Below are 18137 nucleotides of genomic sequence, written 5' to 3'. Positions count from 1 at the left end.
GCCCCCCACGGGGGCGGTCAGCCTCTTTGGGGCGGTCCGGCGGAGGCTGACATGAAACGACCCCCACACTCACTTCGTTCGCTGCTCCCCAAGGGGGCGGTCAGCCTCCTTGGGACGGCCCGGCGGAGGCTGATCATTCATCTGGACGGCCGCGCGCTGACGGTGCCCGACGGTGTGACCGTCGCGGCCGCCGTCGCGGCGAGCGGCGACGACATGACGCGCGTGTCGTGCACGGGCGCGGCGCGAGCGCCGTTTTGCGGGATGGGTATCTGTCAGGAATGCCGGATGACGATCGACGGCCGGCGCCGGCTGGCGTGCCAGACGCTGTGCCGCGACGGCATGCAGGTGGAGCGCACGCGATGACACAGGAACGATTGAGCGTTGACGTCGCGATCGTCGGCGCGGGGCCGGCCGGGCTGTCGGCCGCGCGGGCCGCCGCGCGCAGCGGCGCGACCGTCGCGATCGTCGACGACAACCCGCGCGCGGGCGGGCAGATCTGGCGGCAGCCGGCTGCGGCCGCACCGACGCGGGCCGCGGCCGAACGCCTCGCCATCCTGCGGCAGCCGAACGTCACGCATCTCACGGCGACGCGCATCGTCGCCGAAACGCAGCCGGGTACGCTGCTGCTCGAGGACGACGAGCGCGGGCTGCTGCTCGATTTCCGGACGCTGATTCTCTGCTGCGGCGCCCGCGAGCTGCTGCTGCCGTTCCCGGGCTGGACGCTGACCGGCGTGACCGGTGCGGGCGGCTTGCAGGCGCTGATCAAGTACGGGCTCGACGTGCGCGGGCAGCGCACGGTGATCGCGGGCAGCGGGCCGCTGCTGCTGGCGAGCGCGGCGACGGCCCGGCAGGCCGGCGCACGCGTGTCGCATGTGCTCGAACAGGCCGCATGGAGCGACGTGGCCGGCTTCGGCGCGGGGCTGTGGCGTTGGCCGTCGAAGCTCGCGCAGGCCGCGAAGCTCGTCACGTCGGCGTATCGGCCCGCTGCGCACGTTGTCGAGGCCTTCGGCGACGTGCGGCTCGAACGCGTGCGGATTCGCCAGGGCGATCGCGAATTCGACGTCGACTGCGACCGGCTCGCGTGCGGCTTCGGCCTCGTGCCGAACACCGTGCTGCCGCGCCATCTCGGCTGCCGGGTCGAGAACGGCGCGGTGGCGGTCGACGCGCATCAGCGTACGAGCCGCGACGGGTATTTCGCGGCGGGCGAATGCACGGGCGTCGGCGGCAGCGAACTGGCAATGGTCGAAGGCGAAATCGCGGGCTACGCGGCGACCGGGCAGACCGCACAACTGGCCGAGCTCGTCGCACGGCGCGCGCACTGGCAGGCTTTCGCGGATGCCGTTCGCGAGCGCTTCGCGATCCGGGAGCCGATCCGCCGGCTCGCGCGGCCCGACACGCTGCTGTGTCGTTGCGAGGACGTGCGCTTCGACGCGGTCGCACGGGAGCCGGGCTGGACGGCCGCTAAACTGCAGTCGCGTTGCGGGATGGGCGCGTGCCAGGGCCGCGTTTGCGGCGCGGCCGCGCAGGCGCTGTTCGGCTGGGCGCCGCCGGCGCCGCGCACACCGCTCGTGCCCGCGCGGGTCGGCACGCTGATGCTCGACGGTACGGGGTCCTGCGGCGGCGCATGACGCGTGCGGACTGGCGAATACACGAGTGCGCCGGCCGGACGCGGTACCGAAGCGGCAAGCCGCCGCCATTTCATCGGCCGACCGCGTGTGTGGCGAGGTGCTGGCGGATCAGCGACAGGTAACGATCGCCGACCGAGAAATCGCGGACCGCGCGCGGCCGGGCCGGGGCCGGCCGCAGCGTGGCCGGCGCACTCATGCCCAGATACCGGCACACGGCGGACGGAAAGGGCTTGCGCGTATGCCCGAGCTGACGCGCCGCGCGCTCGACGCGGGCATCGCCGACCTGGGCACGAAGCCACGCCAGCACTTGGCGATCGGTGTCGTTGACGATACGGACCAGATGTTCCATCGCGCACCCCACTGTTCATAAATACAGTACTGTAAATATAACCAGTAGTTGCGGTAACTGCAAGCGGTGGCGCGCCGACCGGCCGTTCGGCCAGGGTCAGCGCGCCGGTGCGGCGGTGCGCGTGATCCGCGCGTCGGGCGCGGCCGAGGTGGCGCGATCGGTATAGCGCGCGTCGGTCAGCGTGCCGAGGAACGCGACGATGTCGTCGATTTCCGCGTCGGTCAGCGCGGGCGGCGTGCCGGGCCGGCGGTTCATCGGCGTCGAGTTGACGTTGATGTTGCCGCGATAGGCGGCCGGCACGTCGTCGAACGTCCTGGCGCCGTGATACCAGAAGCCGGGATCGGTCGAGCGCGTGTTGTAGAACGCGACTGCGTCGCGCAGCGTCGTGAACACGCCGTTGTGCATGAACGTTTGTTTGACCGCGACGTTGCGCAGCCCGGGCGTGCGCAGGTAGCCGCACCATTGCGTCGGTTCGGGCCAGCGCAGCCGTCGCGCGGTGTCGCACAGCCCGTTGTCGAAATGGCGCGGATCGCGGTTCGCCGGCAGCGCGCGGTTGCGCGGCACTGCGATCGCGTCGTAGCCGAAATCGGTGAAGAGCGAGCGTTCCGGGCGGCTCGACGTGTCCGACAGCGTATGGCAGGTCATGCAATTGCCCTTGTCCGGATTCCGGAACAGCGCGAGGCCGCGCATCTCGGCCGGCGCGAGCGGCGTGCGCGTGCGCAGGAATGCGTCGAAGCGCGACGTGAACGGCGCCATCTCGTCGCTCTGCAGATAGGCTTCGACGGCTGCGCCCAGCGCGCGCACCAGTTGCTCGGGATCGCGCCGCACCGGCGCGCCGAAGCGCGCGGCGAGATCGGTCGCGAGTTCGGTCGCATCGACCTTGCGCAGCAGCGCGGCCGGCGACCGGTTGTTCATCTCGTTCGGATCGAACAGCGGCCCGCGGATCTGCTCGGCGAGCGTATCCGCGCGGCCGTCGCTGAACAGGCCGCCGAACGGCGACGGAGCCGGCGCATCGTCGTCCTGGTAGAAGTGGCGGCGCGGCACGTAGCGCACGTACAGCAGCGACGGCGCATTGCGTCGGCTGAAGCGCCCGGGCCGGCTGCCTTCCGGCACGCCGGGCCCCGCGAGCGATGCGGCCGACAGCGTTGGCGCGAACGCGCGGCCCGGATCGTGGCAGCCCGCGCACGACATGCCGCGCGGCTCGGATAGCCGCGGATCGAAGAAGATCCGGCGGCCGAGCGCGACGAGCGTCGGGTCGGGCGCGAAGCGGGCGGTGGCCGCGTCGATCTTGCTCGTCACCTGCGGCGTGCCGTTGCCGATCGTGTCGACGACGCGCGACGGCGGCGCGCCGGGAAGCAGGACCGTTTCGGCCGGCGCGGCGTGGGCCGCGAGCGTCAGGCCGGCGAGCACGGTCGCGGCAAGCATGTGCAGCGTCTGCCGGCCGCGCCCGCCGTGGCCGTCGCATCGAACTGCTTCCGTCACGGCGCGATGAACCCCGTCTTGTCGCAGGCGAGCGTCGTGCCCGACTGGTCGCACGACGCGAGCCGCTTGCCGGCCGCCGAATACGCATGGAACACCCAGCCCGTCGCCGGTGCCGGCTTGCGCTCCATGATCAGGAAACCGAAGCTGTTATTGTGCGACAGCCGCTCGATCACGGCGCCCGGCGCCGGCGTCAGGCCGGCCGGGAACGGGTCGGGCAGCGCGACGTCGAGGTTGTCGCCGCCGTTGCCGGACACGATCGTCGCCGGGTGCCCGGACGAGAAGTTGATCGCCTGGAAATCGTGCACGTGGCCGTGCAGCGCGACGTGCACGCCCGGCGGGTAGTACGCCTGCGCGTTGAGGCTCGACATCACCGACTGCAGCGCGAGATTGCCCGGCGCCGGCGTGCTGCCGGCGATCGGCGCGAACGCGAGGATCGGGTGATGGTTCGTGAAGATCGTCGTCGTCATGCCGGGCTTCGACGCGAGCGATGCGACCGTCTGGAACTGCTTCTGGTAGATGCCGAACTGCGCGTCCGTCGTCTTCAGCGGGGTGCGGCCGACCTTCGCGGTGTCGAACACGATCACCTGCGAGCCGCCGCCGAGCGAAACCGCGTAGGGTTCCGAATAGTTCGCGTTGTTGTCGTTGGCCGGATCGTCGCACGAACGTGCGGCCGAATACGGGCGCGGGTCGAGGAAGCGGAACCAGCCCTGGCCCGCGCGCGCGCATTCCTCGTGATTGCCGCGCACGACGACCCACGGCGCCTTCGCGAGCAACGGCGCGGCCGGGCGGAACAGGTCGGCCTGCCACGTATCCCAGCCATAGCCCCACGGGCTGTCCTTGCAGCCGGCGATGTCCGGCGGGCACGCGTTCTCGCGATAGTGGTAGTCGCCGACGTGCAGCACGAGATCGGGCGACAGCTTCGCGACGCTGGCCGCGATCGTGTCGAGCGGCCAGACCGCGGCGTCGTTGCACGCCTGCCATGCGTTGTCGGCCTTCTTCATCCGGCAGCCCGTGTCGGCGATGATCGCGATGCGCTGCGGCTGCGCTTTCGGCAGCGGCAGCGTGCGGCCCGCGACGCTGGCCGCCTGCGCGCCGGCGGGCAACGTCGCCTCGCAGACGGACACCGGGAAACTCGACGGTTTCGAATCGGCCGGGTCGCTGGCGGTCGGCCGCTGGGCGACGGTCGCGGCGCCCGCGCGCAGCGTCATGCGCGACAGCTTGCCGTCGACGGTCAGTTGCGGGCACGGCGAATCGCCGGCCGACGCGGGCGTGTAGTTCGTGATGACGCGCGCGATCGCCTGGTTGGCATCGCCGATCTCCACCCATGCGGCCTGGACGTTGACCGACGCGCTGGCCGGATCGTCCGGCGTATCGATGTGATTCGAGCACGCGGACAACGCGGCGAGGGCAACAAGAGGAGCGCAGCGCACGAGCAGCGCGCGCGTGATGAATCGTCGCATGGGAGGGGGCGGCACCGTAGGAAAGTCGTCAACGATACGCAGCGCGAATGTAAGAAATGTGAAAAACGGGGCGTGACGGGGCGCACGCCGGCGGCCTTGACTTCAAGCCGGCTTGAAGTGGCACAGTCCGGTCCGTCATCAATGAATCGGAAGGGGATCGACGATGGAAGCCAACCGGCCCAACGAAGCGCAATCGGCGCTATGGAACGGTCCGTCGGGGCGCGCATGGGTCGATGCGCAGGCGTCGCTGGACCGGATGTTCGCGCCGTTCGAAACGCTGCTGGCGGATGCTGCCGCGGCGGCGTCTGCAAGCCGCGTACTCGATGTCGGCTGCGGCACGGGGGCGGTCACGCTCGCGATCGCGCGGCGGCTCGGTGCGAACGCGCAGTGCACGGGCATCGATATTTCGGCGCGGATGATCGACGCCGCCCGGGCGCGCGCCGAACGCTGCGGCCTGCACGCCCGCTTCGTGTGCGCGGACGGGCAGACGCATGCGTTCGAGCCGGCGAGCGTCGACCTGATCGTGTCGCGCCTCGGCGTGATGTTCTTCGACGATCCGATGCGGGCGTTCGCGAACCTGCGGCGGGCGGCGCGCCCGGGTGCGCAGATGCGGTTCGTCGCGTGGCGTGGCGCGGCCGACAATCCGTTCATGACGACGGCCGAGCGGGCGGCCGCGCCGCTGCTGCCGAACCTGCCCGTGCGGAAGCCCGGTGCGCCGGGCCAGTTCGCGTTCGGCGACCGGCAGCGGATCGCATCGGTGCTGTCGGACAGCGGCTGGGCCGACGTTGCGATCGAGCCGGTTAATCGGGCGTGCGTGCTGCCGGAGTCCGCGCTGGACGACTACATTGCCCGGCTGGGCCCGGTAGGCCTTGCATTGCTGGAGACGGACGACGCGACGCGGCGGTGCGTGATCGACACGATGCGCGCGGCGTTCGAGCCGTACGTGCATGGCGCCGACGTGCGTTTCGATGCAGCGTGCTGGCTCGTGACGGCGCGCGCGCCGAGCGCATGATGGGTAGCGTGACGGCAGCGGATCAGGGCGGGGTTAGCTGCCGGTCGGCCCCGCGCGTGACCGTGCCCGCGTGACGAAGCGGGTGGCGCGACGCGCGGGCGTCAGCGTTTCCGCGCGCGCAGCATCAGCCACGCGCAGCCACCGGCAACCAACGCGAGTCCGAGCAGGACGGCCTCGGCGCCGAGCGCGAAACCGGGCGGCATTTCACCGCTGTTCGGTACCGGCGACAGGTTGCCGCCCATCGCGACGGCGCCGCCGGCGAGCAGCGCCGCGCAGACGATCCAGTAGACCTTGCCGAGCGGCGCCGCGGCACGGATCCGCCACAGCGCGATGCCGGCGCCGCCGAGGTACAGCACGGCGAGCGTGCCGAGTGCGATGACGTCGACAGCGCGGCTTTGCAGCAATCCGCTCACTCGGCCTCCGTCGCGTGCCCCGGCGCGCGGCTCAGCAGGTGCGTGCGTGTGTCCGCGGCGAGCGACACGTAGCGTTCGTACTGGCGCAGCACGTCGGCGATCACTTCGTCGCCGCGCAGGTATTCGACGTCGTAGCCGAGCCGGCCATCCTCGAAGAACGTGACGATCCCGTACACGTGCGCCCGCGCGGCTTCCGGCTCGGCCGCCTCGCGCATCAGGAACGCGGCCGCGGATTTCGCGGTGACGCGCACGCCATACACGAAATCGCGGTGTTCGGCGGTCGGCACGGTGAGCCGCACCGCATCGTCGCCGTCGCGCTGCACGTGCGCATCGACGCCGCTCGCGCGCAGCTCGTCGGCGACCTTGCGCAGCGCGGGCTCGACCGTCTCGGCGACGAACTGGCGCGCCTCGGCCTCGGTCGTCTGCCGCAGGATGTGCGTCAGGCGATGGCGCCAGTGCTGGCCGGTCCAGAAGCTCGCCGCGGGCGCGATGTCCTGCGAATAGTGCGCACGGTCGGCCGCGAGCCCGCGCCACAGCCCGTAGCACAGCGCGAGCATGATGAGGGCGACCGGCAGCGCCGCGATCAGCGTCATCGCCTGCAGCGCGCCGAGCCCGCCCGCGACGAGCAGCACCGCGGCCGTCACGCCGAGCAGCGCGGCCCAGAACAGCCGCTGCCAGACCGGCGAATGCGCGTTGCCGCGCGTCGCGATCTGGTCGATCACGAACGCGCCCGAATCGGCGGACGTGACGAAGAACACCGCGATCAGCACGATCGCGACGATCGACAGCAGTTGCGGAAACGGCAGGAAATCGAAGAAGCGGAACAGCAGCGCATCGACGTTGGTCGCCGTCTGCGCGAGCGCGCCGGCCGCGCCGTGCGTGTCGAGCCAGATCGCGCTGTTGCCGAACACTGTCATCCACACGAGGTTGAACGCGGTCGGCACGAGCAGCACGCCGATCACGAACTGGCGGATCGTGCGGCCGCGCGAGATGCGCGCGATGAACATGCCGACGAACGGCGACCACGACACCCACCACGCCCAGTAGAGAATCGTCCAGCCGCCGAACCAGCCTTCCTCGCGCGGCGGCGCGTAGGCGTATGTGCGGAACGACAGGTCGACGAGGCTCGACAGGTACTGCCCGATGTTGTCGCCGAGCGCGCGCAGCAGGAATGCCGTCGGGCCCGCGACCACCACGAAGGCGAGCAACAGGAACGCGAGCAGCAGGTTCAGCTCGGACAGCCGGCGCACGCCCTTGTCGAGGCCGGTCGCGGCCGACACGCCCGCGAGGATCACGACCACCGCGACGAGCCCGATGCGGAACAGGTTGCTGCCCGTGTCCCACCCGGCGGCCGTATGCAGGCCCGCGCTCAGCTGCATCACGCCGTAGCCGAGGGTCGTCGCGATCCCGGCGACCGTGCCGACGAGCGCGAACGCGTCGACCGTGTGACCGATCCAGCCGTTAATGCGCTCGCGCAGCACCGGATACAGCCCCGAGCGCAGCGTGAGCGGCAGGTTGTAGCGGAAGCCGAAGTACGCGAGCACGAGCCCCATCAGCCCGTAGATCGCCCACGCATGGAAGCCCCAGTGGAAGAACGTCATCAGCATCGCCTCGCGTGCGGCGGCGGGCGTGCCGGAATCGACGGTCGGCGGCTTCAGGAAATGCTGCATCGGCTCGCCGACGCCGAAGTACATCAGGCCGATGCCCATGCCGGCCGCGAACAGCATTGCCGTCCACGACACGAAGCTGAATTCGGGTTCGGCGTCGTCGGGGCCGAGCCGGATATTGCCGAAGTCGCTGGCGGCGATTAGCACGAGAAACACGAGGAAGCCGGTGACGGCGAGCACGTAGAACCAGTCGAACCGTGCGATGACCCATTGCTGGCCGGCGGAGAACAGCGCGCCGGCTTCGCTCGGGTGCAGTGCGCACACGACGAGTAGCGCGCCGATGACGGCGAGCGCGGGCAGGACGACCTGCGGCTTGAATGTCGTGCGGGGCGAGGGACGGGAATCCGGCATGGCGGGCATCCAGTTGTGGGCGCAACGAAGCGCGACGCCGCCCGGCGCGCACGTCGCGCGTCGGACCCTGATACGGCGTGCGTCGAGTGTACCGCGGTGTCAGGACTGCAAGAAGGGGTATGCAGAAGGGATGAACCTGACGGATTGTAAGGTATCGCGGCGATCGAGAAAATCCGCGCGATGGGCGCGGCGGGCCGGCGAGGCGGGGAAAACGCCGCGGCGAACGCGTATCGGGCGCCCGGACGGCGCGTGCGGCAAGCGCGTCGTCCGGGCCGGAGACGGCGCGCGGAAGGCGCCGTCGGCCAGGTTCAGAACGTGACGGCGATCCCGGCCATGCCGACGAACTGGCCGTGCGTCGTCGACGGCGTGAGCTGCTGCGAATCGCCGACGATCGGCGCCGCGTCGACGATGTGGCCGGCGCCTTGCGCGCCGAGCGTCCGCCCGCTCGAATGCGTGTACGCCTGCAGCGCATAGAGCGTCGTGCGTTTCGACAGGCTGTACGACTCCTTCAGCGAATACTGCTGATAGCGGGCCGCATTCGCGACGCCGTTCGCCTTCGACGCGAGCGTATACGCGAATGCGCCGGCCACCGAGAACGTCGGCGTGAAGCGATACGCGGCAAGCGCGCCGTAGGTGTTGAACACGGCCGTGTCGGTGAAGGTCGAGCCGTTGCCGGGCAGATACTTCACGTTCGAATAGTTGAGCCCCATCGTCAGGTCGCCGAGCGTGTAGTTGCCAGCCGCCGCAACCTGCTCGACGGCTTTCGCGGTGAGGTAGCCCTGATTCAGCACGGATACCGCGAAGCTGCCCGACGATGCGGTGGCCGGATTCAGGAAGCCCGCGGACGAGCCCGAGCTGTTGATCCGCAAGTAGCCGGCCGCGATCCCGATCGGCCCGTTCGCGTAGCGCAGCGCGGCGCTGAACGTGTTGCCCTTGCCGGTCGCGCCGGCAATGCCGCCGAATGCGTACATCGCGCTCGCGCTCAGCCCGGCGAAGGTCGGCGACGTATAGGTGACCGAGTTGTTCACGCGAATCGTCGTGTCGAGGCCGTCGATGTCGCCCGGATGCGCGCCGGTGGCGCCCGTCAGCCAGCTGCTCGACGCGTACGGGCCGACGAACAGGAAGTAGGGCGTGTACTGGCGGCCGGCCGTGACCGTGCCGTAGCGAACGTTGCGCAGGCCGACGAAGGCCTGGCGGTTGAATATCGTGCCGGCGGCGGCCTGCGCGCCCGTATTCAGGTTGAAGCCGGCCTGCAGGTCGAAGATCGCGTGCGTGCCGCCGCCGAGATCCTCGTCGCCGCGCAGCCCGAACTTCGACGCATACAGGTTGCCGTCGCGCATGTAGACGTTCGAGTGTCCCTGCTGGTTGTTGACGTACGCGAGCGAATCGTCGACGACACCGTACAGCGTGACGCTGCTCTGCGCGTGGGCAGCGGTCGTGCCGAGCGACGCGGCCGATAAAATCAGGATTGCATAACGGTTGGCGGATGCTTTCATTGTCGATCTCCGGGTCTCTTCATCTTTTCGAGGGGCGGGAGGTTGAATGCCTCCTCTGTGGCAGGGGGCGGGCCGCGCGAACGGCCCGCCCGATCGGGTTTGCTTCGGCTTGGGCGGTTCGGCGGTTCAGTGGTCGAACGCGACGACGAGGCGGCGCCACGCACCGTCCCGCGCATCCTGCTCGACTCGCGCACCGCGCACGGCAACCGGGCCTTGCAGCGACGCGGGCAGCAGGATCTCGACACGATCGGCCGGGCGCGCCGGGCGGCCGTCCCAGCGGACCGACACGCCGAGCACGCCCGACGCCTCGCGGCCGGTCTCGATGCGCCACAGGCCGTATTCGCCGTCGCGCCATGCTTCCGTCTCGCCGTCGTCCTCGACGCATTCGCCGTACGCGACGCCGTCCTCGATCCGCGGTGCGACGAGGAAGCCGCGCGTATCGGCGCGCGCACCGAAATGCTGTTGCGCGACGTTCAGCGGCAGCACGCGGCCTTCGCGCAGCAGCATCACCGGCGTGTCGAGCGGCGCGGGCAGCGTCACGCTCGCGCCGCCGTCGAACGACTGCGCGCTCGCGCAGCACGTCCAGCGTGCGCCCGCCGGCAGGTAAACCGTGCGTTCGGTCAGGCCGGGATCGACGACGGGCGCGACGAGCAGCGCGTCGCCGAGCATCATGTCGTCGCATGCGTCGTAGCAGCGCGCATCGCCGGGGAAATCGGCGAAGGTCGGCCGCAGCACGGGCTCGTAGCGCGTGGTCGACAGCCACAGCAGGTGATAGAGGTACGGCAGCAGCCGGTAGCGCTGCTTGATCAGCGACGCGATCTGCGCGGTGATCTCCGGGTACATCCACGGTTCGTTGACGGTGCCGTCGTCGTTCCACGAATGGATGCTGAAGCGCGGCATGAAGATGCCGAACTGCACCCAGCGCAGCAGCAGTTCGGGCGATGGCGCGGGGCCGGAGAAGCCGCCGATGTCGTGGCCGATGTTCGACACGCCCGACAGCGCGAGCCCGAGGCCCATCTTCAGGTTGTAGCGCAGCGTTTCCCACGACGTGTAGTTGTCGCCGGACCACGTTTGCACGTAGCGCTGCATGCCCGCGCCGCCGGAGCGCGACACGAGGAACGGCCGGCGCGCCGGCGCATGCGCGCGCTGTGCGTCGCGCGACGCGCGCATCATCAGCATCGTCTGGAGCACCTTGGCTTCGCGTGCAGGAAACGGCTGGCCGAAGCCGTGCGCGATCGCGTCGGGCGACCAGATCTCGTATTCGTTGTTGTCGTTCCAGGTCGATTCGATTCCGTATTCCAGCAGCGCCGACGTGACCTGCTCGCACCACCATCGGTAGGTGTCGGGCTGCGTGAAGTCGAGATACGCGCCGACTTCGTCCCAGAACTGCACCCAGGCGGGTTCGCCGGATGCCGAGCGGATCAGCAGAGCGCGCTGCGCGGCTTCGTCGAAGGAAGGATGGTCGCGCAGCAGGCACGGCTTGATGTTCGCGCACAGGCGGATGCCGTGGTTGCGATAGTGCTGCACGAAGCCCTTCGCGTCGGGAAACTTGTCGCGGTTCCAGTTGAACACGTAGCGCTTCGCGCCGATCGACGTATAGCCCGACGACAGGTGGAACGAATCGCACAGGATGTCGTGCGCGTCGCACTGCTCGACGAACTGGTTCATCTGCTGCTGGGCGTCCGGCGCGTCGGTGTAGCTCATCGTCGAGCCCGAATAGCCGAGCCCCCATTTCGGCATGCGCGCGGGGCGCCCGGTCAGCCACGTGAAGCGCCGCGCGGCCGCGAGCGGCGTATCGGGCGACGCGATGAAGTAGTAGTCGAGATCGCCGTGCTCGGCGACGAAATAGCGATAGGGCCCGTGATAGTTGTCGAGCTCGCGGCCCATGTCGAACGAGCAGTCGGACAGCGTGTCGTAGAACAGCCCGAACCCCTGGCACGCATCGGGCGACCACGTGATGTAGAACGGGATGTGCTTGTACAGCGGGTCGGTGTGCTTCGCGCTGTAGCCCATCGCGTCGATGTTGCGCATCTCGAAGCGTGCGCCCGTGCGGTCGAGTTCGCCTGCGCGTTCGCCGAGGCCGAATACCTTGTCGCCGCGCTCGCGGGCGACGTAGTGATACGCACGTTCGTCCCACCAGCCGAAGTTGTACGCCTGTGTCGGGCGGTCGGCGAGTGCGACGCGCCATGCGCCATCCGCGCCGCGCATCGACCACGCGCAATGGCCGCCTTGCCGGCGCACCGCGAGGCGGATCTGCGCGGTTTCGATGCGCACGCCGTCGTCGTCTTCCACGAAGTCGTAGTGGGGCAGCGCGAAGCCGCTCAGATCGAGGCGGTCGCGCCCGTCGAGCGGCACGTCGTCGAGGCCGGGCGCGATCGTCCACGTGCGCGGGTTGCGCGCCGTCGCGTCGGGCAGCACGCGCACGCGCACGATGTCGTCCTCGAGCACGAAGATTTCGAGAGTCGCGCCCGTATCGGAGGCGAGCAGCACGCGGTTCGCATGGTGGCTGGCGACGCGGAACACGGGCGGATGAAGGAGCGAAGTCATGAATGCGATTCCTGGTGAAAACGGATGTCACGCGTGCTGCGCGAGCAGGCGTTCCTGCTTCGACTGCCCGCGGATCAGCACCGCGAGCAGCGTGACGCCGACGATGTCGAACAGGCCGAGGCACGCGAACAGCGGCGCATAGCCGATCTTGTCCGCGAGCGCGCCGACCAGCAGCGAGAAGCCGAGGCCGCCGATCCACGCGGCCATCCCGGCGAAGCCGCTCGCGGTGCCGACTTCCTCGGGATCGAACACGTCGGCCGACAGCGTGTTGACGAGCGCGGAGATCATCTGGTGCGCGAAGCCGCCGACGCAGAACAGCGCAATCGCCGTGTACGGCGACGACACGAGGCCGATCATCGCAGGCCCGAGCATCAGCACCGCGCCGAGCGCGACGCCGGCGACGCGCGACCACACGAGCGGCAGCTTGAAGCGATTGGCGAGATACGGCGACAGATAGCCGCCCGCGATGCCGCCTGCGTCGGCCGCGAGAAACGGCATCCAAGCGAATACCGCGATCTGCGTGAGCGGCATGTGGCGCTCGGTCGCGAGGTACAGCGGAATCCAGAAGCTGAAGGTCTGCCACGCGGGTTCCGCGAAGAAGCGCGGCAGCGCGATCGCCCAGAAGCGGCGCGCGGTGACGACGTCGCGGATGCGGCGCTTCGACACGGGCGGCATCGTGGCCTGGCCGTCGCGGATCAGCGTGCGCTCCCGCGGCGTGATGCGCGGATGATCGGCCGGCGACCGGTACTGCGTGTACCAGAGCGCGGCCCACACGAACCCGAGCGCGCCGGTGACCATGAACGCGGCCTGCCAGCCGAACCGCATCGACAGGAACACGACGAGCGGCGGCGCGATCGCGGCGCCGAGCGACGTGCCCGCGTTGAAGTAGCCGACCGCGACGGATTTCTCGCGATCGGGAAACCATTCGGCCACGGCCTTCATCCCGGACGGAATCGCGGCGGCCTCGAACAGGCCCAGAAAGCCGCGCAGGATGCCGAGCGAGAGCCAGCCGGACGCGAAGCCGTGCGCGACGCCGACCACCGACCACAGCATCGCGAACAGCGCGAAACCGAGCCGCAGCCCGATCAGATCGACGATGAACCCGCATACCGGTTGCATGATCGTGTAACCGATCTGGAAGGCGCCGACGATGTACGAGTACTGCTGCGTCGAGATCGCGAACACCTGCTTGAGCTCGGGCGCGAGCACCGCGAGGGAATTTCGTGCGAGGTAGTTGAGGATCGTGCCGAGACACACGAGCACGATGATCCACCAGCGCAACGCCTTGACTGTCTTCACCGCTGTCTCCTGTCAGGGAAGGCGGGCGCGCGGCGCCCACCTGGTCCATGAGGGCCATCCGTCCGGATGGCTTGTTTCGTTTTGTTCGTACGATGTCCGATCTTGATGGGCGCCGGTTTTACCGGTTTATATCGAAATCACGGTGTTCGAGCGAACATTCCGTCGTCTTTAAGCCGCAATGTTATCTGACGACTGATCATTTTCGAACATCCTATGTTCGATTGCGAATCAGGTCAACGTGAATCTGCATTCGAACGAACGTACTCGGGGTTTTCCCGATGAACGGTGGCGACCGGGCGAGCGGCAGCGCAGGCGGTTGCCCGTCGAAGGCCCGTGCGGCGGCCCGGACGATCGTCCGGACGGTCGACGTACGCCGCAGGGGGCGTGACAACCCTGATGAAAATTTATTTCTTTTCGGGAGACGGATTGTGTAAATTGATTTTCATCAAACCTTGCAACAACCCTTCGCATGACGCCTCTCGTTCCGCCCGATGTCAGTCACGACGAACCCGCGATCGCCGAGCGGATCGCGTCGGCGATGCCGTCGATGACGCCGATTCACCGGCGCATGGGCGAATTCGTGCTCGCGAACCCGTTTCGCGCCGCGACGATGCGGATCGACGAGCTCGCGCAGGCGGTGAATGCGTCGATCGCTACCGCGAACCGTTTCGCGAAGGCGCTCGGATTCGATGGCTATCCGGCGATGCGCGCGGCGCTCGTGCGCGGCTTCGAGGCCACGCTCGGGCCGGTCGAACGGCTGCGTTCCGCGCAGGAGCAGGAGTCCGGCGTGCGCGGCGCGGTCTGGATCGACGCAGTGTTCGACCAGGCTGCCGCCAACATCGAGAACACGCGCGCGCAACTGGACGCAGCCGATGTCGAGGCGGCGGTCGAGGCGATCGTCGGCGCGCGGCGCGTGCTGATTCTCGGCGCCGGGTCGAGCGCGTTTCTGGCCGGATTGATGGAGCACGGACTGTCCGTCTGCCATGACAGCGTGCAATCGCTCGCGCTGCTCGGCGGGCCGTCGCATGCGGCGCGACGCCTGTACACGGCCGATTCGCGCGATCTCGTGATCGCGCTCGCGTTTCCGCGCTACGTGAAGGACACGATCGAGCTGGCCCGTCGTGCGGCGGCGCGCGGCGCGCGCGTGCTCGGCATCTCCGACGGCCCGCAATCGCCGCTCGCGTCGTTCGCGTCGCTGAACCTGTACGTCAAGGCCGAGCGGCGTTTCGCGGCCACGTCGGAAGCCGCCGTGCTGACGATGATCGAGGCGCTGATCGACGCGGTCGCGCTGCGCACGCACCGGTCCGCGAAATCCGCCGCCGAGATGACCGAATTCCTGCTGCCGTGGCTCGTGCAGCCGCAAGCGGCGTTGCCGGCCGCCAACCCTTCTTTCCCCCGTCCGAAAAAATCATGACTTCACCCGCGATCGTCGCGATTCACGGCGGCGCAGGCACGATCCTGCGCGAAGCGATGGATACCGACACCGAACGTCGATACCGCGACGAACTCACCGCGATCCTGCAGGCCGCGCAACAGGTGCTGGCCGAGGGCGGCAGCGCGCTCGACGCCGTCACCGTCGCGGTGCGGATGCTCGAGGATTGTCCGCTGTTCAACGCCGGGCGCGGCGCCGTCTATACGGCGGAAGGCAAGCACGAACTCGACGCGGCGGTCATGGACGGCGCGACGCTCGGCGCCGGCGCGATCTGCTGCGCGACCCGCGTGCGCAATCCGGTGCTCGCCGCGCGGCGCGTGATGGAGGCGAGCGAGCACGTGCTGTTCGCCGGCGCGGGCGCCGATGCGTTCGCGGCCGCGCAGGGGCTCGAACTCGCCGAGCCCGGCTACTTCGACACCGAGTCGCGGCATGCGCAGTGGGTGAAGGCGCGCGCGGCGGCCGGCGCGATGCTCGACCACGATGCGGCGACGTTCGTGTTCGGCCAGTCGCAGCAACAGCCGCAGCCGGCCGAGCAGCTCGATCCGGACCGCAAGCACGGCACGGTCGGCGCGGTCGCGTGCGACCTGAACGGCCACATCGCGGCGGCGACGTCGACGGGCGGCATCACGAACAAGCAGCCGGGGCGCGTCGGCGATTCGCCGATCATCGGCGCCGGCTGCTACGCGGACGACGCGACCTGCGCGGTATCGTCGACGGGCACCGGCGAGATGTTCATGCGGCTCGCGACGGCCTACGACGTCGCCGCGCAGATCGCGTATCGCGGCGCGTCGCTCGCCGATGCCGCGCACGACGTCGTGATGAACAAGCTGCCGCGCCTCGCGGGCCGCGGCGGGATCATCGCGGTCGACGCACGGGGCAACGTCGCGATGCCGTTCAACACCGAAGGGATGTACCGCGGCTACGCACGCGTCGGTGAAGCGCCGGTCGTCGGCATCTACCGCGACGACGCGGCCTGATCCCGGATCGCACGAGGAGAGACGCATGACATCGAGCCGTAACCCGTCGGTCCCGGCGCTGCCCGAGCAGCGCGTGGTGGCCGTCGACGACCTGTCGGTCACCTTCCGTCGCGAAGGCGCGACGTTCGACGCGGTTCGCAACGTGTCGTTTCACGTCGATCGCGGCGAGACGCTCGCGATCGTCGGCGAATCGGGCTCGGGCAAGTCGGTCACCTCGCTCGCGCTGATGCGACTCGTCGAGCACGGCGGCGGCGAAATCACGAGCGGCCGCATCGCGTTCCGGCGCCGTGGCGGCGCGCTGGTCGATCTCGCGCAGGCGAGTGCCGCGACGATGCGCGGCATCCGCGGCGCGGACATCGCGATGATCTTCCAGGAGCCGATGACGTCGCTGAACCCGGTGTTTACGGTCGGTGACCAGATCAGCGAGGCGATCGCGCTGCACCAGTCGAAGAGCGCCGCCGAAGCACGCGCGGAAGCGCTGCGGTTGCTCGATCTGGTGCGCATTCCCGAAGCGCGCCGCGTGTTCGCCCGCCATCCGCACCAGTTGTCGGGCGGGATGCGGCAGCGTGTGATGATCGCGATGGCGCTGTCGTGCCGGCCCGCGCTGCTGATCGCCGACGAGCCGACGACCGCGCTCGACGTGACGATCCAGGCGCAGATCCTGCAACTGATCCGCGGGCTGCAGGACGAAATGAACATGGGCGTGATCTTCATCACGCACGACATGGGCGTGGTGGCCGAGGTCGCCGACCGCGTGCTCGTGATGTACCGCGGCGAGAAGGTCGAGGAGGGCGAGTCGGACCGCATCTTCGCGACGCCCGCGCATCGCTACACGCGGGCGCTGCTCGCGGCCGTGCCGCGGCTCGGCTCGATGCAGGGTACCGACGCACCCGAGAAATTCCCGCTGCTCAAGGTGGACGGCGCGAGCGCGCCGGCGCCGGCCACGGCGTGCGCCGCGAACGACGCGCAGCCGCCCGTCGATCGCGCCGCGCCGCCGATCCTGCGCGTGCGCGATCTCGTCACGCGCTTTCCGGTGAAGAGCGGCGTGTTCGGCCGCGTGTCGCAATACGTGCATGCGGTCGAGCGCGTGAGCTTCGAGCTGCGCGCGGGCGAGACGCTCGCGCTCGTCGGCGAATCGGGCTGCGGCAAGTCGACCACCGGCCGGTCATTGTTGCGCCTCGTCGAATCGCAAAGCGGCTCGATCGAATTCGACGGCCGCGACATCAGCGCGCTGAAGGGCCCGGACCTGCAGGCGTTGCGCCGCAACATCCAGTTCATCTTCCAGGACCCGTTCGCGTCGCTGAACCCGCGCCTGACCGTCGGCTTTTCGATCATGGAGCCGCTGCTGGTGCACGGCGTCGCGAGCGGCAGCGAAGCGCAGGCGCGGGTCGACTGGCTGCTCGACAAGGTCGGCCTGCCGCCGGAAGCCGCTCGCCGCTATCCGCACGAATTCTCGGGCGGCCAGCGTCAGCGGATCGCGATCGCACGTGCGCTCGCGCTGAACCCGAAGGTCGTGATCGCCGACGAGTCGGTGTCGGCGCTCGACGTGTCGGTGCAGGCGCAGATCGTCAACCTGATGCTCGACCTGCAGCGCGAGCTTGGCGTCGCGTACCTGTTCATCTCGCACGACATGGCGGTGGTCGAGCGCGTCAGCCATCGCGTCGCGGTGATGTATCTCGGCCAGATCGTCGAGATCGGCCCGCGCCGCGCGGTGTTCGAGGCGCCGCAGCATCCGTACACGAAGAAGCTGATGAGCGCGGTGCCGGTGGCCGATCCCGCGCGCCGGCATGCGCCGCGCCAGCTCGCGGCGGACGAGATTCCGAGCCCGATCCGCGCGGTCGGCGACGAGCCGCTCGTCGCGCCGCTCGTCGCGGTCGGCCCCGATCATTACGTCGCGACGCATCGCGTCGGCGGCGCGTATTGAGTGGTGGAGTCGTGCGCGGCGACGACGGCGCACGCACCCGCAGGCAGTCGAAACCGAAACGCCCGTGAGGCGTCACCGATTCACCGATAGGAGCCCAGCA

Annotated in this window: 14 protein-coding genes; 6 read left to right on the top strand and 8 right to left on the bottom strand. The window is 69.4% G+C overall.

Annotated features, from left to right (window positions below; genetic code table 11):
• The first annotated feature begins 129 nt into the window (after positions 1-129).
• The gene (locus WT24_RS25565; protein WP_060036225.1) at positions 130-363 is read left to right on the top strand and encodes a 2Fe-2S iron-sulfur cluster-binding protein; all 234 of its coding nucleotides are present in this window, start codon (positions 130-132) and stop codon (positions 361-363) included.
• A complete protein-coding gene (locus WT24_RS25560) occupies positions 360-1628 on the top strand; it encodes an FAD/NAD(P)-binding oxidoreductase (RefSeq protein WP_060036210.1) in 1269 nt (422 codons plus the stop codon). The genes WT24_RS25565 and WT24_RS25560 overlap by 4 nt, the downstream gene beginning before the upstream one ends.
• Before the next feature lie 70 nt (positions 1629-1698).
• Here the strand turns inward: WT24_RS25560 and WT24_RS25555 are convergent, their stop codons facing one another.
• The 3 genes from WT24_RS25555 to WT24_RS25545 form a co-directional block, all read right to left on the bottom strand.
• Complete coding sequence (locus WT24_RS25555) at positions 1699-1977, bottom strand: hypothetical protein (RefSeq protein ID WP_060036209.1); 279 nt, start codon at positions 1975-1977, stop codon at positions 1699-1701.
• Between the two features lie 96 nt (positions 1978-2073).
• Entirely contained in the window at positions 2074-3459 is a 1386-nt protein-coding gene (locus WT24_RS25550; RefSeq protein WP_179949393.1) for a cytochrome-c peroxidase, read from the bottom strand.
• Positions 3456-4919, bottom strand: a complete 1464-nt coding sequence (locus WT24_RS25545; protein ID WP_059500727.1) for a metallophosphoesterase — start codon at positions 4917-4919, stop codon at positions 3456-3458. The genes WT24_RS25550 and WT24_RS25545 overlap by 4 nt, the downstream gene beginning before the upstream one ends.
• Positions 4920-5082: 163 nt before the next feature.
• Between WT24_RS25545 and WT24_RS25540 the strand changes: the two genes are divergently transcribed.
• On the top strand, positions 5083-5931 hold the full coding sequence (locus WT24_RS25540) for a class I SAM-dependent methyltransferase (RefSeq protein WP_060036208.1): 849 nt from the start codon (positions 5083-5085) through the stop codon (positions 5929-5931).
• A gap of 101 nt (positions 5932-6032) precedes the next feature.
• Here the strand turns inward: WT24_RS25540 and WT24_RS25535 are convergent, their stop codons facing one another.
• The 5 genes from WT24_RS25535 to WT24_RS25515 form a co-directional block, all read right to left on the bottom strand.
• Complete coding sequence (locus WT24_RS25535) at positions 6033-6344, bottom strand: hypothetical protein (RefSeq protein ID WP_059500725.1); 312 nt, start codon at positions 6342-6344, stop codon at positions 6033-6035.
• Positions 6341-8362, bottom strand: coding sequence for a BCCT family transporter (locus WT24_RS25530; RefSeq protein WP_059500724.1), 2022 nt, complete (start codon positions 8360-8362; stop codon positions 6341-6343). Before WT24_RS25530 ends, WT24_RS25535 begins: the two co-directional genes overlap by 4 nt.
• Positions 8363-8670: 308 nt before the next feature.
• Positions 8671-9858: a porin gene (locus tag WT24_RS25525; protein WP_060036207.1), complete on the bottom strand. Its 1188-nt coding sequence runs from the start codon at positions 9856-9858 to the stop codon at positions 8671-8673.
• A 126-nt stretch (positions 9859-9984) separates the two neighbouring features.
• Entirely contained in the window at positions 9985-12405 is a 2421-nt protein-coding gene (locus tag WT24_RS25520) for a glycoside hydrolase family 31 protein (protein WP_060036206.1), read from the bottom strand.
• Positions 12406-12432: 27 nt separating this feature from the next.
• Positions 12433-13704 (bottom strand): MFS transporter, encoded by a 1272-nt coding sequence (locus tag WT24_RS25515; protein ID WP_059500721.1) that lies wholly within the window; start codon positions 13702-13704, stop codon positions 12433-12435.
• A gap of 469 nt (positions 13705-14173) precedes the next feature.
• On the opposite strand from WT24_RS25515, the gene WT24_RS25510 reads away from it, so the two are divergent.
• The 3 genes from WT24_RS25510 to WT24_RS25500 are packed head-to-tail and all read left to right on the top strand — an operon-like array spanning position 14174 to position 18037.
• A complete protein-coding gene (locus WT24_RS25510) occupies positions 14174-15118 on the top strand; it encodes a MurR/RpiR family transcriptional regulator (protein WP_059500720.1) in 945 nt (314 codons plus the stop codon).
• Positions 15115-16113, top strand: coding sequence for an isoaspartyl peptidase/L-asparaginase family protein (locus tag WT24_RS25505; protein WP_060036205.1), 999 nt, complete (start codon positions 15115-15117; stop codon positions 16111-16113). Before WT24_RS25510 ends, WT24_RS25505 begins: the two co-directional genes overlap by 4 nt.
• A 25-nt stretch (positions 16114-16138) precedes the next feature.
• Positions 16139-18037, top strand: a complete 1899-nt coding sequence (locus WT24_RS25500) for a dipeptide ABC transporter ATP-binding protein (protein ID WP_060036204.1) — start codon at positions 16139-16141, stop codon at positions 18035-18037.
• The last annotated feature ends 100 nt before the right edge of the window (positions 18038-18137 follow it).

It is taken from the genome of Burkholderia sp. MSMB1078WGS, assembly GCF_001528895.1.
GTDB lineage: Bacteria > Pseudomonadota > Gammaproteobacteria > Burkholderiales > Burkholderiaceae > Burkholderia.
The sequence above is the reverse complement of the archived record's forward strand: the minus strand, read 5'-3'. Positions and strand labels throughout refer to the sequence as shown.